General features: G+C 38.3%; 25 protein-coding genes. 7 read left to right on the top strand and 18 right to left on the bottom strand.

The annotated features are described in order from the left end of the window. Positions 1-29 precede the first annotated feature (29 nt). A complete protein-coding gene (locus HDE68_RS02130; RefSeq protein ID WP_183878439.1) occupies positions 30-1,301 on the bottom strand; it encodes a Gfo/Idh/MocA family oxidoreductase in 1,272 nt (423 codons plus the stop codon). 322 nt (positions 1,302-1,623) lie between these two features. Between HDE68_RS02130 and HDE68_RS02125 the strand changes: the two genes are divergently transcribed. Continuing rightward, positions 1,624-2,070, top strand: coding sequence for a DUF2059 domain-containing protein (locus HDE68_RS02125; RefSeq protein ID WP_183878436.1), 447 nt, complete (start codon positions 1,624-1,626; stop codon positions 2,068-2,070). Here the strand turns inward: HDE68_RS02125 and HDE68_RS02120 are convergent, their stop codons facing one another. Then, positions 2,071-2,607, bottom strand: coding sequence for a hypothetical protein (locus tag HDE68_RS02120; protein ID WP_183878434.1), 537 nt, complete (start codon positions 2,605-2,607; stop codon positions 2,071-2,073). A 118-nt stretch (positions 2,608-2,725) separates the two neighbouring features. Between HDE68_RS02120 and HDE68_RS02115 the strand changes: the two genes are divergently transcribed. The 3 genes from HDE68_RS02115 to HDE68_RS02105 all read left to right on the top strand — a co-directional run bounded on the left by HDE68_RS02115 (position 2,726) and on the right by HDE68_RS02105 (position 4,927). Beyond that, positions 2,726-3,163 carry a MarR family winged helix-turn-helix transcriptional regulator gene (locus HDE68_RS02115; protein ID WP_183878432.1) on the top strand — a complete coding sequence of 146 codons (438 nt, stop codon included), beginning with the start codon at positions 2,726-2,728 and terminating at the stop codon, positions 3,161-3,163. A gap of 76 nt (positions 3,164-3,239) precedes the next feature. Further along, complete coding sequence (locus HDE68_RS02110; protein WP_183879907.1) at positions 3,240-4,235, top strand: MDR family NADP-dependent oxidoreductase; 996 nt, start codon at positions 3,240-3,242, stop codon at positions 4,233-4,235. 11 nt (positions 4,236-4,246) lie between these two features. Continuing rightward, complete coding sequence (locus tag HDE68_RS02105) at positions 4,247-4,927, top strand: type 1 glutamine amidotransferase domain-containing protein (RefSeq protein WP_183878431.1); 681 nt, start codon at positions 4,247-4,249, stop codon at positions 4,925-4,927. Between the two features lie 88 nt (positions 4,928-5,015). Here HDE68_RS02105 and HDE68_RS02100 read toward each other — a convergent pair whose 3' ends face one another. Beyond that, positions 5,016-7,967 carry a VIT domain-containing protein gene (locus tag HDE68_RS02100; RefSeq protein WP_183878429.1) on the bottom strand — a complete coding sequence of 984 codons (2,952 nt, stop codon included), beginning with the start codon at positions 7,965-7,967 and terminating at the stop codon, positions 5,016-5,018. A gap of 204 nt (positions 7,968-8,171) precedes the next feature. Between HDE68_RS02100 and HDE68_RS02095 the strand changes: the two genes are divergently transcribed. Beyond that, complete coding sequence (locus HDE68_RS02095; protein ID WP_183878427.1) at positions 8,172-8,378, top strand: YtxH domain-containing protein; 207 nt, start codon at positions 8,172-8,174, stop codon at positions 8,376-8,378. Between the two features lie 72 nt (positions 8,379-8,450). Here the strand turns inward: HDE68_RS02095 and HDE68_RS02090 are convergent, their stop codons facing one another. The 6 genes from HDE68_RS02090 to HDE68_RS02065 all read right to left on the bottom strand — a co-directional run bounded on the left by HDE68_RS02090 (position 8,451) and on the right by HDE68_RS02065 (position 15,186). Beyond that, positions 8,451-9,194 (bottom strand): M949_RS01915 family surface polysaccharide biosynthesis protein, encoded by a 744-nt coding sequence (locus HDE68_RS02090; RefSeq protein WP_183878425.1) that lies wholly within the window; start codon positions 9,192-9,194, stop codon positions 8,451-8,453. A gap of 83 nt (positions 9,195-9,277) precedes the next feature. After that, positions 9,278-11,806, bottom strand: coding sequence for an outer membrane beta-barrel family protein (locus tag HDE68_RS02085; RefSeq protein WP_183878423.1), 2,529 nt, complete (start codon positions 11,804-11,806; stop codon positions 9,278-9,280). A 3-nt stretch (positions 11,807-11,809) separates the two neighbouring features. Further along, positions 11,810-12,838: a FecR family protein gene (locus tag HDE68_RS02080; RefSeq protein ID WP_183878421.1), complete on the bottom strand. Its 1,029-nt coding sequence runs from the start codon at positions 12,836-12,838 to the stop codon at positions 11,810-11,812. Positions 12,839-12,931: 93 nt separating this feature from the next. Further along, positions 12,932-13,546 (bottom strand): RNA polymerase sigma factor, encoded by a 615-nt coding sequence (locus HDE68_RS02075; RefSeq protein WP_183878420.1) that lies wholly within the window; start codon positions 13,544-13,546, stop codon positions 12,932-12,934. A 235-nt stretch (positions 13,547-13,781) separates the two neighbouring features. After that, on the bottom strand, positions 13,782-14,033 hold the full coding sequence (locus HDE68_RS02070) for a hypothetical protein (protein ID WP_183878419.1): 252 nt from the start codon (positions 14,031-14,033) through the stop codon (positions 13,782-13,784). 130 nt (positions 14,034-14,163) lie between these two features. Then, positions 14,164-15,186, bottom strand: a complete 1,023-nt coding sequence (locus HDE68_RS02065) for an alpha/beta hydrolase (RefSeq protein ID WP_183878418.1) — start codon at positions 15,184-15,186, stop codon at positions 14,164-14,166. Positions 15,187-15,295: 109 nt separating this feature from the next. Between HDE68_RS02065 and yiaA the strand changes: the two genes are divergently transcribed. Next, positions 15,296-15,715 (top strand): inner membrane protein YiaA, encoded by a 420-nt coding sequence (yiaA, locus tag HDE68_RS02060; protein ID WP_183878416.1) that lies wholly within the window; start codon positions 15,296-15,298, stop codon positions 15,713-15,715. Positions 15,716-15,806: 91 nt separating this feature from the next. On the opposite strand, the gene HDE68_RS02055 is transcribed toward yiaA, so the two are convergent. The 7 genes from HDE68_RS02055 to HDE68_RS02025 form a co-directional block, all read right to left on the bottom strand. Then, a complete protein-coding gene (locus HDE68_RS02055; protein ID WP_183878414.1) occupies positions 15,807-16,274 on the bottom strand; it encodes a DUF1572 family protein in 468 nt (155 codons plus the stop codon). 11 nt (positions 16,275-16,285) lie between these two features. Beyond that, positions 16,286-16,567, bottom strand: coding sequence for a GNAT family N-acetyltransferase (locus HDE68_RS02050; protein WP_183878412.1), 282 nt, complete (start codon positions 16,565-16,567; stop codon positions 16,286-16,288). A 39-nt stretch (positions 16,568-16,606) separates the two neighbouring features. Beyond that, entirely contained in the window at positions 16,607-17,494 is an 888-nt protein-coding gene (locus HDE68_RS02045) for a pirin family protein (protein ID WP_183878409.1), read from the bottom strand. A gap of 118 nt (positions 17,495-17,612) precedes the next feature. Next, on the bottom strand, positions 17,613-18,182 hold the full coding sequence (locus tag HDE68_RS02040) for a Crp/Fnr family transcriptional regulator (RefSeq protein ID WP_183878407.1): 570 nt from the start codon (positions 18,180-18,182) through the stop codon (positions 17,613-17,615). Positions 18,183-18,224: 42 nt separating this feature from the next. Continuing rightward, on the bottom strand, positions 18,225-18,695 hold the full coding sequence (locus HDE68_RS02035) for a RidA family protein (RefSeq protein WP_221300648.1): 471 nt from the start codon (positions 18,693-18,695) through the stop codon (positions 18,225-18,227). Positions 18,696-18,731: 36 nt separating this feature from the next. Continuing rightward, positions 18,732-19,547: an alpha/beta hydrolase gene (locus tag HDE68_RS02030; protein WP_183878405.1), complete on the bottom strand. Its 816-nt coding sequence runs from the start codon at positions 19,545-19,547 to the stop codon at positions 18,732-18,734. Positions 19,548-19,669: 122 nt separating this feature from the next. Beyond that, positions 19,670-20,080 carry a hypothetical protein gene (locus HDE68_RS02025; RefSeq protein WP_183878403.1) on the bottom strand — a complete coding sequence of 137 codons (411 nt, stop codon included), beginning with the start codon at positions 20,078-20,080 and terminating at the stop codon, positions 19,670-19,672. Between the two features lie 331 nt (positions 20,081-20,411). Here HDE68_RS02025 and HDE68_RS02020 point away from each other — a divergent pair, with 331 nt between their 5' ends. Continuing rightward, a complete protein-coding gene (locus HDE68_RS02020; RefSeq protein WP_183878401.1) occupies positions 20,412-21,290 on the top strand; it encodes a lysophospholipid acyltransferase family protein in 879 nt (292 codons plus the stop codon). Between the two features lie 2 nt (positions 21,291-21,292). Here HDE68_RS02020 and HDE68_RS02015 read toward each other — a convergent pair whose 3' ends face one another. After that, the gene (locus HDE68_RS02015) at positions 21,293-22,675 is read right to left on the bottom strand and encodes an efflux transporter outer membrane subunit (protein WP_183878400.1); all 1,383 of its coding nucleotides are present in this window, start codon (positions 22,673-22,675) and stop codon (positions 21,293-21,295) included. Between the two features lie 23 nt (positions 22,676-22,698). Then, positions 22,699-25,818, bottom strand: coding sequence for an efflux RND transporter permease subunit (locus HDE68_RS02010; protein ID WP_183878398.1), 3,120 nt, complete (start codon positions 25,816-25,818; stop codon positions 22,699-22,701). Between the last annotated feature and the right edge of the window lie 3 nt (positions 25,819-25,821).

Raw genomic sequence — 25,821 nt, 5'->3', positions numbered from 1 at the left:
AGGAAGTTTGTTAAGAAAGAATGAATTCGTTAAATAGTCCAGGGTGCACGTAAAACAGGGTTCAGCAACCTGTTAGCTGCATCATCGTCTATAAACACCTGTTTTACGGGATCAAACTTTAAAGAGCGCCCCAATCGCAAAGCAACCAATCCCATATTAATGATATTGCATGATCTGTAACCGTTCTGCTCATTTAAAGCAAATTGCTGTCTGGTTTTAACCGCTTGTGAAAAATCGGTTACCTGCGGTGCAGGCTCAGGGAAACCAGCCAGTTTCCTATCCAGATCAGGGATATCCGACTTAAATCCCGGATATAATTTGCCTTTTGGCCCCTCTATATAAGGTACATTCGTATCTTTTCCTTCACCATCTAAAATGATCTGGCATCCATCTTCATAAGTATAAGTAATTCTCCTCCAGGCACCAACGGCATCACTATGTTGTTGTGGTGCATCTATTTCGACCGAAACGGGATTGGTATCATCCTTACCTAAAAAGTATTGAATCGGGTCAATATAGTGTTGCCCCATATCACTTAACCCACCCCCATCATAATCCCAGTAACCACGGAAAGTCTGATGTACACGGTGTGCACTGTATGGTTTATATTGTGCCGGCCCCAGCCATGCTTCATAATCTAATTCTGCAGGTACAGATTCAACAGGTAAATTGTCTTTTCCTACCCAGTAAAATTTCCAGTCAAATCCAGTATGCTTTCCTACGGTAACCTTTAAAGGCCAGCCCAGCAATCCGCTATCAACCAGTTTTTTAATAGGTTTCACAGGTGTACCCATTCCATAGAAGTCATCTTTAAACCTAAACCAGGTATTGAGACGAAAGATCCTTCCATGCTGCTGTACTGCCTCCATTACCCTTTTCCCCTCACCGATACTATGGGTCATTGGCTTTTCACACCAGATATCTTTACCAGCATTTGCAGCATCCACAGACATAATACCATGCCAGTGCGGTGGCGTAGCAATATGCACGATATCTACTTCAGGAAGTTTAATCAGTTCTCTGTAATCACTAAAAGTTTTAACCCCTTTATCCAGCATAGGCAAAGCCAGCGCCAGATGTCTTTTATCCACGTCGCAAATCGCAACTACCTGTGTACCATCATAAGGAAAATGGTTCCGGCCCATTCCACCGACACCGATAACAGCTTTAGTTAATTTGTCACTTGGTGCTATAAATCCGTTTCCACCAAGGACATACCTAGGGACAATAGAAAATACGGCCAGTCCCACAGCCGTTTTTTTAATGAAGTTTCTTCTTGAATTTGGTTCTTCAGGTTGCATATATATATTATTTGGTTAGGTTTCATATATAATTGTATAGGTATTAATTTTCAGTTTTTTTATTTAATACGTTTCCCACCAACCTTCTAAACAGCGTCTTACTCTATTCCAAATATAATATTATTGCTGAAATACAGATGTATCATTATTGATAAAAAAATATTATTAACATAAAATTAAACCCAATTACAGCCCTTATACAGCAATGGTATCAACAAGGACCTTCATATAACCTATTGGGCGCTTACTATTTTTTCGTTAACATTGCATCAACTAATTACTTCATTAAATACATAGACGAAACAATTAAATATTACCTGAAATGAAGACCATCATCCTGTTATTTTCTCTGATCTTACTTACAGCCACTTTATCATTTGGCCAGGACAATACCGCCTACAGGGAAAGTGTTAAGCAAATGATGATTGCCAATGGAACCGAGAATACATTTAAAGCTATTATCAGCCAGATGATGACCACCTTTAAAGCCCAAAAGACAGAGGTAAAAGCAGAGGTCTGGACTGAGTTTGAAACAAGCTTTCAGAAAGTCGGAATAGAAGATTTACTGGACCTGCTTTCCCCGATCTATCAAAAGCATTTATCAAAGGAAGATATTGATAGTATTACCGCTTTCTATAAAACTCCGGCGGGAAAGAAATTTGCCGAAAAGACACCAGTTATTATGCAAGAGTCGATGCAGGCAGGAAGGATGTGGGGTGAAAAAATCGGAGCGGATATTATGAACAGGCTCACGGAAAAAGGATATTAATTAATTTGCGCAGATCTTAGTTTTGTTGAAATCAAAATTCACCTTATTCAGGTATAACAGACTCAGCATATAACTAATCATCTCTGCCTGTTCGACACGGACGGGCAAAGAAAATTCATATACATTTTCGGGTACGTTGTTTACATTACAAGCCTCGAATACGATATTAACCATTCTTACCTTCCCCTGTCCATATAGCTCATAAGGAACTACTGTTAATCTTTTCCCGATTCTTTTGGTATGCAGATGAGTTTTAAAAAAAAGACAGCTGTGGCTATAGCTTACCAATCTCTTATTGATGGTCAGTTTTTCCCTGCCATACAAATTCCATAAGGTATATCTTAAAGAAAACAATAAAAGCATCACAATGGCTAAAGTAAACGCGGGCATAGACAAAACTATAGCGAGTATAATCATCCCTGCTAAAACTAAATTAGAGCTGATCAGAAAAATCCGGAATATTAAACTCACCTTGCTTTTAATGGTAATACAGACATTATTCCCATCATAATCTAGATTTAAATCATTTAGGCCCATCTTTTTTAATTCCTCTTTTGATCTCTAAATTAGTTATTTGGCCTGCCCTTAACATCAATAAAATGTAAAAAACAGAAGATTTCTGAAAATTACCATCCATGGAATATATATTTGCAGTATGAAAATAGAAGATGAATTACAGCATCAGTTTTTAACCCCTCAGCAAAGAGTAAGTACCAACATTATTTTTACTGCGAACTGGATTTCAAACAAAATTGCTGTTTCTTTAAAACCTACCGGACTGTCATTACAGCAGTTTAATGTTTTAAGCATCTTGAATGGGCAACCTCAGCATACAGCTACTGTTAACTTAATCAAAGACCGTTTAATTGACCGGATGCCAAATGTATCACGCCTGCTCAATAAACTTATGGAAAAAGGATTAATTCAAAAGGAACGAAACCTTTCTGATCAGCGTGTTGTTTATGTTAAACTTACTCCCGAAGGAGAAAGATTAAGAATACAGGGCAGAAAAATTTTAAATCAGATCCCTGTTCAAATGAATGACGAACAAGCTAATTTATTAAATGATCTTTTAGATAAAATGAGAGATTAAAAAAATTTGACTAAATATAATCCATGGACTATAAATCCAGGGAAATAACAAGGATTACTTATAAAAACAATTAATGATGAATAATATAATCACCTTAGATAGCAGGCCTGTTGGAAAACCACAGCTTAGCAACTTTAAATTTATCACTGAGGTTATGCCTCAGGCTGGCGAAAATGAAGTTTTACTTAAAACACTATATGTGTCTGTTGATCCTTATCTGAGAGGAAGAATGAATGATTCAAAATCATATATACCCCCCTTTCAATTACATGAGCCCATACAATCTGGCATCATTGCCGAAGTCATTGAATCTAACCATCCAAAATTCAGTAAAGGCGATTTTGTTTCCGGAGGTTTACAATGGAAAGAATATCAAACTTCAAATGGAACAGGACTTTCCATAGTGGATGCAAAAGCGGCTCCGCTTAGTGCTTACCTGGGTGCATTAGGCATGACTGGTTTGACTGCTTACCTGGGTTTAACAGAAATAGGTAAACCAAAAGCAGGCGAGACTATTGTTGTTTCGGGGGCAGCAGGTGCTGTAGGGAGTATTGTTGGCCAGATTGGCAAGATTCTGGGTTGCCGTGTAGTAGGGATTGCTGGTACTGACGAAAAAACAGAACTTCTGAAAAACCGCTTTGGGTTTGATGAAGCTATCAATTATAAAACAACTAAGAATATGAAAGAAGCCATCAAGGAGGCTTGTCCTGATGGTGTTGACGTCTATTTTGATAACGTTGGCGGTGATATTTCTGATGCGGTTATGTTAAACCTGAACAGATATGCACGTGTACCAGTTTGTGGTGCAATCTCTTTATACAATAATACAGAAGCACAGAAAGGTATGAGATTAGATACTATACTGGTTACAAAAAGTGTATTAATGCGCGGGTTTATTGTATCAGAATTTGCAGCTAAAGCTCCTGAAGCACTTGCACAATTAACCAGCTGGCTTAAAGAGGACAAATTAAATTATTCGGAAACTATAGTCGATGGCTTCAATAATATCCCGGCAGCATTTATGAATCTGTTTGAAGGTAAAAATGAAGGCAAAATGGTTGTAAAAATCTAAAACAAATAAATATGAAAGTACTGATTGTATTAACCTCACATAGTGAGTTAGGTAACACTGGTGAAAAAACAGGTTTTTGGGTAGAAGAATTCGCTGCACCTTATTATGTATTGGCCGATGCAGGCGCTGAACTGACCTTAGCATCACCTAAAGGCGGACAGCCTCCAATTGATCCTAAAAGTGAGCTCCCTGATTTCCAGACAGAAGCTACACATCGTTTTGATAAAGATGCCGCTTTGCAGGAAAAACTAGCTAAAACTGTAAAATTAAGTGGGGTAAACGCAGCTGATTATGATGCTGTATTTTATCCGGGCGGCCATGGCCCGATGTGGGACCTTGCCAATGATACAACTTCTATTCAATTGATAGAAACCTTTTATCGGCAGCAAAAACCAATTGCACTGGTATGTCATGCACCAGCTGCTTTAGTTAAAGTTAAAGCTGAAAACGGCGAGCCTTTAGTCAAAGGTAAAGAAGTAACTGGTTTTTCAAATACTGAAGAAGAAGCTGTTCAACTAACAGATGTTGTCCCTTTTTTACTGGAAGATGAATTAAAAAATCTGGGTGGAATTTATAGCAAAGGGGCAGATTGGGGCCCTTATGTTAAAAAAGATGGTTTATTAATCACCGGTCAGAACCCAGGTTCTTCGGAAAATGCAGCTTTAGAGCTATTAAAAGCATTGAAAGGATAATTATTAAAAGAGAAAAGCCGGCTTACATTAAAGGAGCCGGCTTCTTTTGAACTCATAATCTTCTTAAAATTTTGAGATTGGCCCCTTCTTAAAAGGTAAATTCTCCAATAAAAACCCCGCCTTTATGCGCAGCAGATAATTGCAGCGCGATTATTTTGCATTCCTGTTTTACAGTTCCATAGTGGGTATAAATTTCGGCCATTACTGTAGTTGGACCACTGATACTTAATTGATTGTCTCCATAATAATTGACCTCAATTTTATATCTCCCCTTAACTGCTTTTTTAATCATAAACTGCTCAGGACCATAACCATTGGTAAAATCATCGCTGATCCTCCCCCCTGCTTTAGTACGCTGATTACTGTAAAAACACTTTTCACCAGTCGGATCTGTTACCCAGAGATCTATATCCGTATCTTTTTTGTTCCAGTTCATCACGACTCTCACATCAACAGGGAAATCAAAGATTAACTTTTTATCAATTTTACTGACATTTAGCTTTGAACGGTGAAGATGGATCAGATTATTGATTTCTGCCAGAATAATTTCTTCAATACCATGATCACGCACAGCATTATCCATGCTGTAACTTTGATTCAAAACTGAATACAGTGTGTCCAATGCACTTTGATATTGACCGCAATCCACCAAAGCTAATGCATAGTCACGATAACTTTGTGCATCCATCGGCCTCCATTCCAGTACTTTATGACTGGTGAACGATTCAGTTTTCACGTTACCTGTTTCCCTGAGTTTATAAGTTAAGGTTTTATAGATTTCTGCATTTTCCAGTTCCAGCTCTGTCAGATTACTTAAGATCATTAATGCCCTTTCGGTGTCTTTATGCTGCTGAAACCAGTTTGATATATCAAGATAAAAAGAAGGTGTCGTCTGATAGTCTTTTCTGATAGCAAGATATTCCTGATAGGCATTTTCTACGGTGCCATTTATCTTTTTCATATAATCTTTATCACTCTTAAATTCGGGAACAATAATTACAGGCTGATCTGCTGCCTGCCTGGTCATATTAACTCCTGCAATTTTCGAATTTAACCTGCCCATAGCTGCTGTCCGACTGACAACAATTTCAGATAAAGCATATCGATCGGCCTGAACACTTCCTCTTCTCTGTTCACTTTCAGGCGCAATAACCACCGCATCCGCAGTTTGTCTGGACATTGCAGGTACAGGCTGTGCAAAACCAATACTTTCCACACTTTTATCAGGTTTAGGAAAAAACTTCTCAGGCTTAAAAACTTTATTCCACCAGCTCTTTAATTCTGCTGCCATTGCTACAGCCTCTTTCATTAAACCATTTTTTCTTTCTTCTTTATCACGTACCCTGCCTTTCTGCAAACTATTATATTCAGCTCTTAATTCATCAGGAGGTTCAATTCCATAACGGATATAATCATCTACTGATTCGAGTACTAATAAACTTGTATTCCTTGTCACCAAACCAAATTGTTTACCGAGCTCACTGATTTTCTCTTTATTCTGCTCATAATTTACATCCATATCAGCCAGTTTTTTTTGTGCCCAGATCTTGCTTACATCAATCACACCTGCACTTTGAGCGGCTGCATCCAGGTTAATTTTCCGTTCCAGCATCACCTGCTGACCATAGCCAAATTTCAATACCAGATTTTCTGCTCCCGATGCTGACAAACCTGCAATAGACAAATAACCGTTTACCCGAACTGGTAAAGCCGGATAAAGCTCGCTGATATCCGGATTATCTTTGATACCGATAAACTGCATTTCATCTTTAGAAATCTGCATTAAGGCTTCTTTAGCAGAAACAATATTCAGATTAACAAACTGTCCGCCTGTTCTGGCACTGATATATTTGAGCTTGCTAAAATCGGCTGTAAGCGAAGAATTTATCGTATAAACAGGTTTTTTCAAGGCTATAGCAGAAGGACCAAAACCAGAAAAACCGTCTGTAAAGAATAAGTATTCATCAGCTTTTAGCAGCTCAGAATTAATCCTGCTATAGTCAGTTCCACCATCATATACCAGCCTGGTCAATTTTTCTTTTAATTCACCCCAGTTTCCATCTCTTATCACAAATATCCCGGCTTTATTAAAGGTATTATTTAGCAGCCCCAAATGAATTGTCAGGTTTTTACGTGCTTTGATAAATGCATCCAGCAAAGCCAGATCTTTAGTTTGATCCCGTTTCAGACCACCTAAAGATACATCCCAGATCAACCCTATCTGATTACTCCATTTATGTGTACGTGATGGTGCGTTTACTAAAACATTTGCCAAAAAATAATAGCTCCGTCCGGCCTTCTGCATCAATGCACTTTTCTGATCACCTGCCGCAGGAAGATTAATAACTAAACCATGTTCAGGAAGAAAGTCTTTTTTTTGCATTTCTGCAATGAAAACTGTGCCTTTATTTTTAAAACTAAAGCTGCCATCGGGCTGTTCGGCAAGTAAAGGTTCCTGACTGCTTTCCAATACGCTTACCTTTAAAGAGAATTCAGGAATAGCAGCTTTATAATCCAATGGTAAACGATAACTAAGCTGCTGCTGAGCGGACGGATGAAGTTCTTCTTCATAGCTAATTTTTACAGTCCTTGAACCTCCGGCAGGGAAGGGATAAATGCGGGTACGAAAATTATTCCCCTCTACCTTTTCCAATAATCCGGGATCAACCCTTCGATGTTCAACGCTTTCAAATACTTCGGCTGCCCTTGTTTTTTCTACCGGCACTGCTGCTCTCATTTTACCATTGATATCCAATGCATAACTACTAATGCTAACTCCATCGGGCATAGGAAAAGTAAGTTCTCCTTCTAGTATCCCTGAACCTTTATTTATAAAGGACATGGTCATCACGGTGGTAGCAATGTTCCCGTAGACCTGTACTTCGATATGAAGCGATTTAAGACTGACGGCTTTTTGTTCAGCAGAATTTGTTGTTCCCAAAACTTTGATCTGAGGGGTCTGAGCGTTACTGATACAGGATTGAGTGAAAAGAATCAACAATAGCAATACCAGCGTCTGTAAAATAGGTCTTAGTTTCATAAAGCAGTTTTAGTCCAGATGCAAACAGAATTGATATTCCATAAAATAACCTGTAGGTACCCGAAATAATAACGCTTAGTTTTTAGATCAAATCTGAAAAATGTTGATCTGATCAGGTCTTAAACCTAAATAAGAACAGGTTATTTTTTTTCTAAACATTTCGGATAGTATACTGTTACTTAGATACATCAATAAATAAATGGAATGGGATTATTAAAAACAGCATTAATTGGGGCCGCAGTTTACGGTGCAATTAAATACATAACAAAAAAAGATGTCAATGGCAGATCTATAGTTGATGACCTGCAGAATAAAGCTCCGGAATGGGCAGATAAGGCAAGGCGCTTTAAAGATGACCTGGAGCAGAAATATAACTCAGAACTTGATCCTTATACAGAGGTCAAACCATAAAAATAAAAAGGTGCTTCAATTGAAGCACCTTTTTATTTTTAATAAATATCAGGATAAAATATAAAATGATTTCTAGTGTAAATGCTCTGTTTCAAAAGCTTTCCACTGTTTAATCATAAAAATCTTAAAGGCTGCTGGTATTTCTGCTTCATATTTCATAGTTCCCGGGATCTTTTCCCCCATATCTACTGTAGTAGTCCCTCTGATCACATATTTCTTTTTATTTTCAAGCATAATCAGTTTCATTACCTTATTGTCAACGCCTCCTGTGCAGGTTAATTGATAAGCAAAGGTAGCTTCAGCGATCCCATTGCCATCCAGATCGGTAATAAATAAAGCACCAGGAACAAATCGCGTTACAATATCTACGGGACATGAATTGATCTGATCATTGATAGTTGCAATCTTTTGCCACGCTGAACCAGCTTTCACATAATGATAAACATGTAGTTCGGCATCTCTGTTATCCGGGTATTCTGTCGAATCTGCTGATGCAAATTCGCCTGTTTCTGTAAGTAGCAAAAGGTTATCTCCTAATTTATCGTTCCAGCTCATCACCTTAACAGGCTTGCCTTTGTAAGTAATAGAAGCAGGCAAATCAGCAGTCCCCAAAGTATCACTTATAATTTCACCCGAACCAGTCTGACCAGCTGCTGTAACAGGATGCCCAGCACTATCCCCATTCTTAGTACCATAGCCCCTGTTCTTATTTTCAATAGTATTTGGATGACTACAAGAAAACAAAATCATAGCCAGCACTAAAACAATCCCGGTAGGCAAACCAGAAATAAAAACTGAAGAAAGCGTTTTATTCATAGACAGTAAAGCTATAATTTAATCTGCATTTCAGAAAAAACAACGTACAGTACCGCAGCTGTTCCCAATCCCGGATTATAGTTTTAATTCTTACCCGCTCTGTTCTTTTCCTCCTCAGCTCCATTACTGATATTCATTTTTCTGACTATTGATTTTCCAAATTTATAGCTAAAATTCACCTTTACCGACCTTGAATCTGTTCTGACAATTCTGGACTCTATAATACGTCCTGTATTTGAAGTCCAGATAAAATTCTGATCCCGGAAAATATCATTTACATTCAGCGATAATGATGCCTTGTTATTAAACAGCGTAGTTTTTACACCGATACTCAGATTAGAATTAGCCTTATAAATTGCTGATCCATTTTGAGATTTTCCCGAATAACGGAAATTAGTTTCTGCAGAAATCCGGTCGTTAATCACAAAAGCCTGGTTAGTCGATAAAAAGAAAGATGGTTTACCCTGATTATTCAGCTTATACTGATTAATATCCCCGCTAAATAAATTATAATTAAATGTGAGGTTATTATTCATTGTCCACCATGAATTTAATCTTTTGATATGTACAAACGACGCACTATAAGCACTGGCTTTATCAATATTAACTGGTTTGGAGACAACAGTTTCCTGTTTCTGATCTTTGATGTTTTTTTCCGGGAATACCCAGTAAATAATATAATCAGTGTATTGACTATAACCAAGACTGAAAAATAATGTCCTGTTATAAGCATATCTGATTTCATGATTAAAGGAAAGCTGTGGTTTTAAATCCGGATCACCCTGAACATAAGCTGTAGCATTGACAAAACGGAGCAAAGGGTTTAAATCACCATATGCAGGACGGTCAATTTTCCTGCCCGAATTCATACTGATCGTATTTTTATCATTGATATTATATTCCAGATAAACAGAAGGAAATAACCGAAAATAGTTTTGTCTGAATTGTTCTGCAGTCAGTAACTGGGTTCCTTTACCATTGGTATGTTCTACGCGCATACCTGCCTGATAATTAAATTTCCCTGATTTTTCATGTAAAGAGAGATAGGCAGCATTAACATTCTCTGTGTAATTAAAGTAGTTACTTCTGTTCAGGTCAGGAGTTTCCGCCCCGTTAACCACATCATAAAATTTACTGCCATTTTTAGTCGTTACATAACTCGATTTCAAACCAAATTCTAATTTCGAATTCCGGCTCAATGGATGAACATAATCTGATTTGGCCGAATAGATATTTAAACGGCTCTGCTGATCCAGGAATATTCCTGAGAGATCCAGCAAATTACCATGCAGGTCGTCTATCTTATTTGCAATACGCTGTGCGGAAGAATTATCATAATTAGAGTAATCCAGATCTGCAGTTAGTTCTCTTCCGTTGGTGTCTAGCTGATTCACCAGATGTAAGCCTGAAGAATAATTATTTCCTGTCTCCCCGATTTTATTGATAAACCCAAGGTTACTTGTCAAAACCTTATTCTGATCATAAACAGCAGTATAAGAATTAGATAAGTTTTTAAATAAACGTATTTGTCCGCTACCAGAAATGGTCAAAACAGTTTTTTTAGAAAGGTAAAGTTCCAGACCAAGATCCGGACTGTAAGTTTGAGCATCTCTTACATGAAAATTGTCTGAAACATAGCTTCCTGTGAACTGATCTCCATTATAAAAATCGGACGTAGCACTTGAATTAAGGAATGTCCGTTCAGAGATAAAAGAATTATTCACCATCAGATTATATCTGCTATTCTTAAAACTCAGATTAAGTCCTCCATTATACCTGTTGTATTTTCCTTTGCCATAACTAATGACTGCATTTCCATTAAATCCGTCCTTACGATTTTTTTTCCTGATAATATTAATTATCCCGCCGCTCCCCGCTGCATCATATTTTGCAGATGGGTTATTAATCAGTTCAATCTTTTCTACATTAGCAGTAAACATTCCCTTCAAAAAACTATTGACATCAGCAGCAGATAAAAGGATAGCCTTTCCGTCAATAAAAATACTTACTGCTGATTTACCGCCAAGCGTTAATTGTCCATCCTGATTTACCTGTACATCCGGTGATTTATCCATTAATTCAAATACCGATGAACCTTCACCCAGAATACTTTTTTCAACGTTTATAATATACCGGTCACTTCTTCTTTCTATTAAAGGCCTGTCTGACGTGATTTTTACTTCCTGAAGTGTCCTGGATTTAAGCGCAATAATTAAAGGTGCTGTAAGTAGACTATCATGCTTTGTTATACTCATCGTATCCAGGCTACGGGTAACAAAGCTATTTTTCTTCTTATCTTTAACAGAAGCCGGAAAAACAGCGTAGTTTCTGGCATCAACACCCGACCAGCTCAATTCAAACGGGGTTAATAATTCAGTTAGAACCTGTTCTATCTTTTTCCCTTTTAATGTTTTCACATTAAATACGACATTTTTTTTACTGACATTAATTTCTTCATATAAAAAATTGACCCCATAGTATATAGCAATTTGTTTTAATGCGGCTGCAAGGGGCATTGGATTTTGAATACGTCCGGGTTTGGCTGCAAAGGCGAAAAAAAAAGACAGGACGCAAATAGCCAGCAGGTTTAATCTCAAACTCAATAATCTCATCTGCTACTTGATTATCAATTGATGCTTATTGCTATCTTTTTCTATAGAAACACCCAGAGAAACAGCTATTGCTTTAAATAATGCGTCCTCAGTACTGAAAGAGAATGTACCCGAAAGTTTCTTATTGCCTATAGCCGGATCTTTTAAGATAGCCTTATAACCATAGTTATCTTCGATAAGTAATAAAACTTTGGTAAGTGGTGTGTTATCAAAGTGCAGTTCTCCATTTTTCCATGAGGCATAGTCTTTGGCATAAACCTTCATTTTAATCAGTGAAGTCTGACCTTCCTGGTATTCACCTAACTCACCGGGCTGCAGATTAACCGGAGATTTTTCATCATCCTTCACCTCAAGTCTTACCTTACCCGTAAGCAAGGCTACTTTAACCAGCCCTCTTCTGTTGTTTACATTAAACGAAGTTCCTAATACCTCTACATTCAGTTTTTCTGCATGTACAACAAACCTTTCTGCCTCTTTAATTTTTCCGGACCGATGTAAATGATTAACCTTAAAGAAGCCTTCACCTTCAATCCATACTTCTCTGAGCTTTGTTTTATCCCAGTTTTTGGCGTATTCCAGTTTAGAATTAGCATTTAAAGTAACGATAGTACCATCTGGTAATGCAATAGACCTTACCTGTCCATAGGAAGTACTGATTTCCAGCTTTTGATACTTAGAATAATAGAATAATGATAAAATAGAGATCGTACCGATGAGCAGAACTGCCGCAGCGGCACGTAACCATAATGATATAGTTCTGCTTTGCTTTTTCTGATGTAATCCAGCCTTCAATTCAATTGTTTTCCAAAGGGCCCCTTGTTCCTGAAGGCTCATGTTTTCAGTCTGAATCGTGATAGATAGAACGATATTTCTTGCCTCACTGATTAAGGATTTTGTCTGGGGATAATCCTCCTGAACCTGTTTCCAGAATAAATCAAGGGCATCATCTGGTAAAGTGACCCATGATATAAATTTAGGATCATCTATATAATCTTCAAGTTTATAGCTACTAAAATCTACGGATTGCTTCATAATCTTATCTTTCAACTCCTATTAGCCAGGGTTTTCACTTTTTACCCCATGTAGCATATAAATTCTACCATAAAAAAAACAAAGAACTGAATATCAATTATATAATTTCATATAAAACAATGTAAGCAGAACCAGCAGTTCATCTTTTGTCAGGTTTTCTCTCAAAAAATTAAGTGATCTGGCCATAATTTTATAAGTGGCTTTTACAGAAATACCCATTACTTCTGCAATTTCATCATAGGAAAGATTTTCATAGAACTTAAGAAAGATAGCCTCCTTCTGTCTGTCGGTTAAGCCTTGCAAAGAAAGTTCAAGTTTTCTTTTCAATGAATCCTTTGCTTCACCTTCAATAATAACATCCTCTATACTCAGACTTACTGAAAACGGATAATCCTCTGTTTCCTCATATTCCTGATTTTTCTGAAGTAAGCTGGTTTTTTTAAATACAGACAGTCTGAATGATTTAAAGAGATAATTTTTAACATCTGCCGGATGGCTGATAAACTCTCTTCTAATCCAGATATTTACAAATAGTTCCTGAATACTCTCTTTGATCAGGTCTTTATCAATACTGAATTTTGAGCCATAATTGTATAAAGCATTTGAATATAATTTATATAAAGATTCCAGTGCATCTGCATCTCCGTTTTTTAATAATAACCAATATTGTTTTGCTGATGCTGAATGTTTACTATGCTGAATATTCAAGTTTTTTTTCCGCTATGTTACAAATTTTATTTTATTAAATCACAGGTATCCACTGCCAATTAACAGATAAATCCAATATGATTAATTTTAACTGTAATCCGTCAATCAGGAAATCACAACCGGGAAATGAATAAAAGATACTAAAGGAATAGAAGATATTTTTGCCTCAGCAAGGCAATTTTAAATCTTTTGATTTGATTATCTATTTAATCTGACAGGACGCAGGGTATGCGGCTTACATTACCTGATTAATATAATCCAGGCTATGCGTACAGGAATCAACTTTCAGGCTATCTTTTTTTATTTTGAATAATTGAAGGTCCTTTGTCTTTTTAGCCTTGCAGTTAGTAGAATCAGGTGAGTTTAGCGTCATTATATTTGAATAGGCCAAACCGACTATAGTATCAAATTCAAGTGAATCGGCCTGTTGCTTGCATCCAAAATTAGTTAAAATAATTAAACAAAATAATGCCAGTAAAACTCTCATGTTTATTATGTAAATATTTATTGATTGTTAAATATTTACATAATAAACAGTAATAGGAAATTTACTACGCCAACTCCCATTTAACTTACATCAACATAGTATTCTTACCTGTAAAAATTCATTTTTCAACTTATTTCGCTGAAATTTCAGAACCTTTCAAAGGTACCATTCCCAGTATACCTGTAGCAAATTTTAAAGTTTCTTTTTCCACAGCAGGCACGTCTTTACTTAATAAAGGAGAAGCAATGACATGATTTCCAGCATTAGGAATTGCCTGTTTTACTTTAAGCGCAGCTGGTGTCCCTAACTCGCCGAACATTTTCAGCATCGCATCTACTTTGACTGTAGCGTCCTGATGCTGTTCATCTTTATAATAATAAAGCATTAATACGGGCTGCTTTACCTTTTCATAGCTTTCTTTTGTATTCGAGGTCTCCATGAACTCCTGTAATTGAGGAACGGCTTCTAAACGATATTGGCTATACCAATACTGAAGCACTTTCGGGTCAGTATCAGCACTTTTTTTAGAGTACATTCCGCCCATTACCTTCCTGACAAGCTGTAGTCCCCATGGTTTATTGGTTAACCAGGCTGAGCCATTATTAATTTCAATATTAGGAGAATAAAGAATAATCCCTTTTATTTCCGGAAAATTTGCAGCTAGTTTAACAGCTAGTGCACCTCCGGTTGATGTCCCCATGATGATTACCTTTTTGCCCAGTTTTTTACCGATTGCATAAGCCTCCAGTGTAGATGCCCATAAATTTTCTGGTGTAAATTCAAGCATGGCATCTTTCCCCTTTAATCCATGACCTGCCAGACGGGCAAGATAAAGATTACACCCAAAGGTTTTGGCAAAGTTGCGGTGAACAGGTTCTCCCTCTCCCTGGCTGGCAGTAAATCCATGAAGATAAACTAAAGCATATTCTGTTTGCTGCTGATGTGTGCTGTCTGCCCAGACAATCTTTGCTTCATTTTCTGGCTTTACCGGAAGTTTAGCTTCCCTTTCATTAATGAATGAATCTAATTGCGTCAGCTTATCCGGCACAACAGGCAGTGCTGTAGCATAAACAGGCGTAGCAGGCTTAGGGCCTGAAAAATAAACAACAACGAGCAGAAGTATAAGAACTCCCAGACCTATCAGAATTTTCATGATCAAAATTAACATTATTATTCAAATTAACCCACAGGATATCAGGCAGATTAATTATACTTGTCTTAATTAACTGAATCAGTATCAAATTTACTTACCTCTAAAATCAATGAACCAAAAACCATCAAGTGCATTTATCGGAGCGTCCTGGGTTGCTTTAATGGCAGGATTTGCTGCTTATAATATCGGACTTTTCAATGCAACAATGCAATTGAACGAAAAGGGATATTATTTTACAATACTAATTTTCGGTGTATTTGCTGCCATATCTGTGCAAAAATGCGTCCGTGACCGTCTGGAAGGGATTCCGGTAACTAATATTTACTATGGAATAGCGTGGTTCTGTACCATACTTTCGCTGGTACTGTTAACTGTAGGCCTATGGAATGCTACACTTGCACTAAGTGAAAAAGGATTCTATGCGATGTCTTTCGTATTGACAATCTTCGCTTCTATCGCAGTGCAAAAGAATACCAGAGATAGTATTGGTTCAGAACCCAAGACACCAAACGATCCCACTAATTTTTAATAAAATAACCTGAGTCAAAGAAGATATGCCAGAGCAAATGCTGCTTTGATTCAGGTTTATACTGTTTAAGCTTTATCAGTTATTTCAAAGATTAAACTGACTCTTTCTGAGCGGTGACATAACGTCTGTGATAATTAATCTGTCCTGTATGGTAAGATAAATGTGCAAGCAGATGAATCAAAACATATTCAACAGACTGATCCTCATTAACCACCTTTATTTCAGTTGGATAATCACTATTCAACCCTTCATCTGTTAGCGTCGCAATGGCATCAGTAATAATTTCTGATAACTGTCCAAATTCCGTAATCAATTCTTCTTTTGTAAACAGGCGGGCATTAAACTCAGCATCTCTGTTTCTTTCATAACCAATATGGCCAAAAGGATTACCTACAAAAGTTTTTAAATTACCAATCAGGTGCTGTAATAAATTACCTCCGGAATTAGTTGTGCCAGGCAAAACTTCCCATAAGGAATTATCATCCGGATATTTTTTCAGTTCTTCAGTAACCCTGCTGAGGTCACGTTTATATAATTGGGTATAAAATTCAGTATTCATTTGTTTTATTTCTAAAAAAGGACGTCTTGTAAATCTGGGTTTTTATCAAATACACTTTTGGCAAAAGGACATAAAGGAAGAATCTTCACTTTGTTATCCCTGGCATATTTTATCGCCTCAAGTACTAATTTTTTCCCTACACCTTTGCCCGAAAAATCAGGGTTCACTTCGGTATGGTCAATAATGATTTTACCGGGGCCTGCCCAGACGTAAGTCATCTCACCGGCTGTCTTTCCATCTTCTATAGCTTTAAAACTACCTTTTTTTTCATCGTTGACCTGCTCAATATTCATAGTTGTGATTTACTTAAATGTATAGATAAGTGTTGCTGGTTATTTAATCTGTTTTCCCTGTGGTGGCAGTGGCACAAACTCCGTTTCTCCAGGGACCCGGGGAAATGCCTGTTCCAGCCATTTGTTTTTTGCCTGCTCAATTATTTCTCTGCTGGAAGCAACAAAATTCCAGTAAATAAACCGCTCTTCGGGAAATGGTTCACCACCAAATATGTAAACCGTAGTATTTTCTTGCATTTCAAATTCACAGAGCTGACTGTCTTTAGCAATAAGGATCTGTTTTGGCCCATACACATTCCCTTCGCTTTCTATAGCCCCTTCGAGAATATACAGTGCACTTTCACCATATAAATGTTCCCCTATTTTTATGGTCTGACGGTCTGTGGTTTTCAATTCCACAAAGTAAAGCGGGCTAAAAACGGGTACAGGGGATTTTTTTCCGAATGCTTCTCCTGCAATCAGTTTAAATGAAGTACCTTCTGATTCCCAGACTGGCATTTCATGCTCTTCAATATGCCAAAATTCAGGATCCATTTCTTCTTTATCCTTTGGCAAGGCAACCCAGATCTGCAATCCGTGCAATAGCTTATCCGAATGACGTAAATATTCGGGAGTGCGTTCAGAATGGACGATCCCGCTCCCTGCTGTCATCCAGTTTACCTGGCCGGGTTTAATCTCTATTTCATTCCCTAAACTATCTTTATGCATGATACTGCCTTTAAAAAGATAGGTCAGTGTAGAAAGACCAATATGCGGATGCGGTGGTACATCAAGGTTCTCATGATCATTCAGGCTAACCGGGCCCATATGGTCAATGAAAGAAAATGGGCCTACCATTCTTTTCTCCCGGAACGGTAAAAGCCTGCCCACTATAAAATTGCCAATATTGCTTGCTCTTTCTTCTATAATCAGTTTAATATTTGACATCCTGAATTGTATTTATATAAAAATAATCCGGTAAGAACTTATCGATAAGTTCCTGTTCAAACCAGGCCTAAGGTAAACATAAACAAATTATCTGATGCATTTTAAACAGGCTCTTAAACTATAATTCTCTTCTGATCCTGCTAAGCTGAGTTGGGGTTATGCCCAAATAGGAAGCAATATGATGTTGTTTAAGCCGGTCAGTCAGTTCCGGATAAGTAAGCAGAAACGTTTGATAACGTTGTGTTGCATTTTGATATTTCGCAGTAATTTCCAGGACCTCTTTATCTGCAATCCAGTGTTTTTCCATATATTTTATATGAAACATGGCGAGATCAGGAAATTGTTCTATTAAACGCCAGAATAAAAAAGAATCATACTCCAGTACTTCTGTATCTTCAAGGGCACAGATATTAAACAGGCCTGGCTCCTTTTTGATCATTGCAGAGGTCGATGCCACAAAAGAATTTTCGGCGAAGAATTTTTTGATCACAATATTCCCCTCTTCCGTAGTATAATAATAAGAAAAAAGACCTTTTTTGACAAAGGCAATAGTCCGGGGGATACTGCCTTGTCTGAGTAGAAAATCGTGCCTGGCAACTGTTCTCGGCCGCACAATTTTTAAGATTTCATTGATACATGCTGTAGATAATGGTGCGTATCTGTTTAATGCTTTAATAAATGAATCCATCTTTACCCCCCCTTTTATGGAGGTAAAGATCGGATTATTTCATTATTTATTACTATGCATTACTGCAGTCGCATCAATCTCGATTAACATGCCATCTAAGGCAAGTCTTGGTACAGGAATAAGTGTATTTACTGGAAACTTCTCATCAGGCCATACCTTTTTTCCCTCTTCAATCAGTATTTTATGTTTTTCTGCATCATAATCTACGACCAGTGTTGTAAGTTTAGCAATATGCTTCATTTGCAGCCCCTTACTTTTAAGGGCTATGGCCAGATTTTCAAAAGTAAAACGTACCTGGGTTCTGAAATCATCACTTAGCTTTCCTTCAGCATCTGTTCCTGCCTGTCCGGCAACAAAAACCAGTATACTGTTAGCCGGGACTGTCGCCACATGCGAATAGCCATGCTGACGGGGATCGTATAAACCTTTAGGATTAGTAATTTCCTGTGCAAGGCCTTTTTGAGTTAACAAACCTAATATGGTCATAATTAATAAAAGTTGAATAGTTTTCATAAACGCTCTGAAATATTTAATGATCGGAACTGATGATCAGGACTGTGTGAAATAATTATGGATGAATAACAACTGGAAAGCAGAAGCCTTTGACCAGTATGCGGTATCATGCGCACCGGGACGTTCAATATAATCATGAGCGATTTTAAGTCCTGTCAATTTCTGGTGCAATGACCTGTTAATTTCCAATAAAGGATCATCAAGACCACAGTCAATGATCAGCTTTAATACATTGTTTTTGAGCAATGAAACCTGGTAAGCTACTGTATGAGTTTCCCAGTCTCTTTCATGTCCGGTATAATCACCCAGGTTTTTCTCAATACCGTAAGCTTTTACAAAAGGCCTGAAATCAACTGCCCCGCAAATACTTCCTGCTGCTCCAAATAATTCCTGATGACGAATGGCAATAAATAATGCTCCATGCCCTCCCATACTCCAGCCGTATATTGCCCTTTTCTCTCTTTTAGCTATTGAAGGATAGTTTTTATCAGTATAACTAATGAGGTCTTTACTGATAAAACTTTCGTAGCGTATCTTATCATTTACCGGACTATCAAAATACCAGCTGTCATAACCTCCATCTGCAAGGACAAAGATCATTTTATAAGTTTCTGCCTGTAAGGCCAGATCTGGAATATCCTGTTTGATCGTTCTGATTGCATTACCGCTATAACCATGCAATACATATACTACCGGAAACTGTTTGGTATCTTTTGTCTGATCCGGAGTTATAAAAACACAGCGGATTTCTTTTTTCATAGCCTGACTGTATACCGCTACTGTATCTACTTTTGCTGCAAAAGCAGATACAGTAAAAAATATACCAGCCAAAAGGCTGAATAATCGTTTCATATCTAAATATTTTGTCAGACAAAGTACAGCGTAATTAATCTGCAAAACATTTACATATGTTGATGAAACCGGAAAACATTAAAACTGGTCTATTCTCAAATCAGAATCCCAGTTTAAATTGATTAATCTTCAGTAATTGGAGACCATGTTTCCTGTAAATGGTGCCATTTCAGCTGTCCGTCCTCTCCTTTAACAAATAAAGCGCTGGCAATTCTTTTATTATCACCTTCTTCTCTATACTGTAATTCAGTATAAGTCATCAATACACTATCAGCTTGTACATAATGTGCCTTGATATCTTCAACTTCTATAAGAATATCAGGTTTAATTCCATATACCGTAGGCAGCCATGCTGATAACTCTGTAAAATTTACCGCAAGGCCACCAGGAGTAATCATGATAAAATCCTGATGAAAGCTCTTTAGGATCAGCTCTTCTCCTGCCTTATTTCCTTCCACATCACTGCGAAACCATTCTCCGATATTTTGTAAAAAAATATTAATCTCTGCTGTTGCCTGTTCTATAATATCCATATATAAATTAATTGTTCCTGATTCCGGGATTAAGCTTCATGCTTAAGCTGGCGTAAATTATGTATTATTTAATAAAAGGGAGTAAGGGTAAAAGCAAATTATGTTGTCACATGACAAACAAGCATATAAAATGATTCATCTACCCGGAAAGGCCATTCGTCAATTTCCATTCTCAACTGGTCAATTGTTTTATGGCGACAAAAGTTCAAAACCTAATTTAGTAATCTTATGACAGGTCAAGCTCATTCTATTTGTTTCATGTTCAGCGGTTTTCTATCTATTGCGCTGGTTCTGGCCATTATCGTAATAATTTATCTATTAAAACTTGTCCATGAATCTTGTGAGGAATAAATTTTTCAATCAGCTTTACTATCTTATCTTTTTCCCCATTTACCTGATTAGTTTACTGCCACATGCTGTAGCTGAGCTAACGATTGGAAGATTTCTTTACTTTATTTCTTACAGGATATTCAGGTATCGCTATAGCGTTGTCCTGCAAAACCTGTCCAGGTCTTTACCAACTAAGTCTTATCATGAAATCCAGCAGATTGCAAAAGATTTCTATAAACACCTGGCCTGTATGGTAGTCGAAATTATTCAGCTTTTTTCTGTCAGCAGTGATTCTTTACACCAGAAAGTAAAACTGGTCAATACTGAACTATTATTGCATTATCACAGGCAAAACAGAAATATCATCGCTATTTTAGGCCATTATGGAAATTGGGAATACCTGAATATTTTGCCAGAACAACTTCCTTTTAAGGTAAATGCAATTTACAAACCACTCTCCAACCCCATGATGAATAGATTAGTCCATCATGTACGGGGGCGTTTTGGCATGCAGCTTCTTCCTGCAAATCAGGCACTCAGATACCTGCTTAAACAAAAGAACAACCCAACTTTGTCAATTTTCTTAGCCGATCAGTTTCCTGGTGTGAATGAACATGAAAAATTTGATTTTCTGCATCAATCTACCAATATGTTTAATGGTGCAGAAAAACTGGCTATCGCAACTAATGCTGTAGTGGTTTATCTGGAAATGAAAAAGAAACCTGATAACTGCTGGGAAATTGGCTTTTCTCTGATTACAGCGTCTCCAAAGGAAACCTGTAATCAGGAAATCACCAAATCTTTTGCGGGTAAACTACAGCAGACCATCAAGGTTAACCCTTCTTACTGGTTGTGGTCACACAAAAGATGGAAACACTAATTTTACTTCCATCCTCCTCCCAAAGCGCGGTATAATGATACAGTAGCCTGCAATTGCTGCAATTGATCATTAACCTGGCTAAGCTGTGCAGCCAGAAAACTCTGCTGAGCGGTCAATACTTCGGTATAATTTGCAGAACCATATCGAACCAGTGCCTGTGTATACTGCACTGATTTTTCCAGATTTTCCAATTGGCTTGTTCTTGTAATTTTCTTTTCCGAAGCACGCTGATAAGAATAAATGGCGTTCGAAACCTCCTGACCAGCAGTAAGAACTACTGTCTGAAAACTCAATACAGCTTGCTGTTGCTGTTCCAAAGCCACTTTCAACCTGGTTTTATTTGCCCCTTTGTTAAATATCGGCTGTGTTAATCCGGCAGTAAGACTGCTTACCCATGATCCCGGACCAAAAAAGCTGCTGTAACTGGAATATCCGCCCGATGCTGAAATAGTCAGTGAAGGATAAAAATAAGTTCTGGCTACATTACTCAGTTCAAAAGCATTTTTAAAATTATACTCCGCAGCCTGTACATCCGGACGGTTGGCCAGTAATTGTACAGGAACACCGGTTTGTAAAAGTGTAATCGGATGGATCAGCTCAAATTTGCTTCGCTCTACCGGCCCCGGAACTCTGCCTAATAATAAGTTTAACGCGTTTTCAGTTTCTCTGATAGATTGCATCAGATCGGGAATGGTAACTGCTACAGCATATTTACTGGATTCACTTTGCACTACTGCTGCTCCTGTAACTACATCTGCCATTTTCAGTTTTTTCATAATATCGACCGTTGTCTGCCAGTTTTTCAAACTCTGCCGGGTGATCACTAATTGATCGTCCAAAGCAAGTAAACGATAATAATTGGTCGCAATATTAGCAACCAGTTCAGTTTGAACAGCTCTTGCACTCGCTTCCGCCTGCAATAAGGAAGCTAGATTTGCGCGTTTTGCACTACTAAGTTTACCCCATAAATCAGCTTCCCAGCTTGTAGTCAGTTCTCCCTGATACTGATAAGGGAGAACTGTTTTAGTGACCCCCTGATTAGAAGATCCTGTGGCTATTGCACTGGCATCACTGCTTAAAGAAGGTAAAAAAGCAAGCTTGCTTTGCTCCAGATAAGCTTTAGACTGACGGATGCGGGAATAAGCAGCCTTGAGGTTTAAATTCTGCTGTATTCCTTCACCGATGATCTTTTGTAATAAGGTATCTGTGAACATTTCTTTCCAGTGGAGATTAGCGATGGTTACGGTATCTGTACCTACATTGTCCCTGTATAACCCTTCCATATCCACAACCGGCTTCAGGTAAGGCTTCGTTATTTTGCAAGATGCCAATAACAATATAATCAATCCTATGACAGGTGGATAAATTTTCAAGTATCGTCTCATAATTACTATTTGCTGTAATTAAATTATAATTTGTGATCGGGTTTCTTCTTCATCTTCTCCTGAAGAGTCTGAAACACAATAAATAAAGTCGGTGTAATGAACAGGCCGAAAACTGTTCCTACCAGCATCCCTCCTACAGCGCCAACACCAATAGAACGGTTACCATTTGCACCAGCCCCTGTGGCCAGCATTAAAGGAACAAGCCCGAGAATAAAAGCAAATGAAGTCATCAGGATCGGTCTGAGCCTTGCCTGCGCCCCTTTTACTGCAGCCTCTACAATTTCCATCCCCGAACGCCTTCTTTCTACAGCAAACTCTACGATAAGAATCGCATTTTTTGCCAGCAGCCCGATCAGCATGACCAGGGTGATCTGTACGTAAATATTATTACTGATCCCAAACAAATGGGCGAAGATAAAAGCCCCTGCTGTACCTACGGGTATAGTGAGCAAAATTGATAAAGGCAGTAAATAACTTTCATACTGCGCACTGAGCAACAGGTAAACAAAGACCAGGCAAAGCAAAAAGATAAAAATTGTCTGACTGTTTCCTGCAAGCTCTTCCCTGGTAATTCCCGAAAACTCATAACTATACCCTGCCGGTAACGTTTTTGCGGCAACTTCCTGAATCGCAGCAATTGCCTGCCCCGAACTATAAGCAGCGTTAGGTGTACCGTTAATACTGATCGAATTATATAAGTTAAAACGGGTTATCGCCTGTGGCCCATAAATTTGTGTCAGTGTGAAAAATTCTGTAACCGGTACCATCTGCCCATCGGGTGTACGTACAAAAATACCATTCAGACTTTCGGGTGTCATCCGGTATTCTGGTGATGACTGTACCATTACCCTGAACTGCTGTCCGAACTGGTTAAAGTTTGAAGCATAAACCCCTCCAAAATAACCTTGCATAGCTGAAGTAATATCTACAACATTTAAGCCTGCTTCTTTAATCTTAGGGACGTTCATATTCATCAGGTACTGAGGAAAATTAGGGTCAAAAGAGGTAGTTGCAAATTGTATTTCCGGTCTTTCGGACAGGGCCGATAAAAAGTCTTTACTCGCCTTATAAAATACCGGTATTGATCCGCCTGTTTTATCCTGCAATTGAAAAGCAAAACCATTTGTTGTTCCAAACCCCTGTATGGTAGCAGGGGCAAAAAACTTAACCTCAGCTTCTGTAATATTCGCTGATTTTTTAATCAGTTCACTGATAATTGCCTGAACATCTCTTTTTCTCTGATTCCATGGAATCAAACGCATCACTACTGTCGCATAGTTACTTCCGGTTCCGGAAAGCTGTCCGCGACCGGTAATAGCCAGTACATTATTGATTTCAGGAATCGTATGGGCCAGCTTCTCTATTTTACGCGTCACGACATCTGTCCGCTCCAGTGAAGCATCAGCAGGCAGAGCGATATTACAATTCACTGCTCCAAGATCTTCGTTAGGTACAAATCCCGTTGCTGTATTTTTAGCCATAAAAAAGAGTACAACCATAAAAAATCCAAGAATAGAAAGCGGTATCCATTTCCTGTGACTGAAGAAAGCGATGGTATTTGCATACTTATTGCTCATCCGCTCAAAAGAGGTATTAAAAGCAGTATAGAATTTCTCCATGAAACTCATCTTTGCCTCTCCTTTTTCATGATGACTCTTTAAAAATAAGGCGCAGAGTGCCGGACTGAGCGTCAGTGCATTAATTGCTGATAAGATAATCGCTATAGCCAGCGTGAGTCCAAATTGCTTATAAAAAACACCCGATGACCCGCCAATGAAACTGACGGGAATAAATACCGCAGACATGACCAGTGTAATAGAAACAATTGCACTCGATATTTCTCCCAGCGCATCAATACTTGCCTGCCTGGCCGAAGTATAACCACTGTCCAGCTTTGCGTGGACGGCTTCGACGACGACAATGGCATCATCGACGACAATACCAATAGCGAGAATAAGCGCAAAAAGTGTCAGCAAATTGATCGTAAACCCGAATAGCTTTAAGAAGAAAAATGTCCCTATGATAGCTACGGGCACAGAAATGGCCGGAATAAGGGTTGACCGGAAATCCTGAAGGAAGACGAATACCACTATAAAAACCAGGATAAATGCCTCAAATAAAGTATGTAATACCTTCTCAATAGAGGCCGTGAGGAAATCATCTACACTTTGCAGCACGACATAATGTATGCCCTTAGGGAAAGTTTTAGATGCTTTATCCATTACTTTAAGCGTCTGCTGAATCACATCACGCGCGTTGGACCCCGCAACCTGTGATACGTTAATGGATACCGCAGGGTGACCGTTTGTTCTGGTACTGTTAAAATAACTTAATGCACCAAGTTGAATACGTGCAATATCTTTAAGTCTTAACAGCCGGCTGCGATCATTGGAACGGATGACGATATTTCCAAACTGAGCGGTATCTACCAGGGTACCGGGATATTGGATTACATACTGAAAAGCCTGCCCTCCACGTTCTCCAAACTGGCCCGGAGCTGCCTGTATATTCTGGTCTGCCAATGCTGCTGTAACATCTGCCGGTACCAATCCATAAGAGGCCATAGCTTGTGGGTTAAGCCAGATACGCATAGAATAATCCATTTGTCCGGAAGCAGAAGCATCCCCAACTCCCTGAATCCTTTTAACTTCGGGAGCAATGTTAATGTCCACATAATTCTGTAAAAAGGTCTGATCGTAAGCAGGATTATCACTGTAAACTGAAAAGATCAAAAGGGTACTGGTTTGTTTTTTCTGTACAGTTACACCTGCCTTGGTTACTTCCTGAGGTAGTAAAGGGGTAGCACGGGAAACTGCATTCTGCACGTTTACTGCCGCCATATTGGGATCGCTCCCGATTTTAAAACTCACGGTTATATTCCCTGATCCGTCATTACCGGCTGTAGAGGTAATATAATCCATATTTTCAACCCCGTTGATTTGCTGTTCAAGGGGAACAATTACACTTTTTAAAACTACATCGGCACTTGCACCGCTATAGTTGGCTGATACTTGTACGGTTGGTGGTGCAATATCAGGATACTGGGAAATTGGAAGAGAAACCAGGCCCAGTATGCCCAGGGTAACTATGATAATAGATACCACGGTTGATAACACCGGACGTTCAATAAATAGCTTTAACATATG

The sequence above is a fragment of the Pedobacter cryoconitis genome (assembly GCF_014200605.1).
GTDB lineage: Bacteria > Bacteroidota > Bacteroidia > Sphingobacteriales > Sphingobacteriaceae > Pedobacter > Pedobacter cryoconitis_B.
Note: the sequence above shows the minus strand (reverse complement) of the source record. Positions and strands in the feature narration are given on the sequence as shown.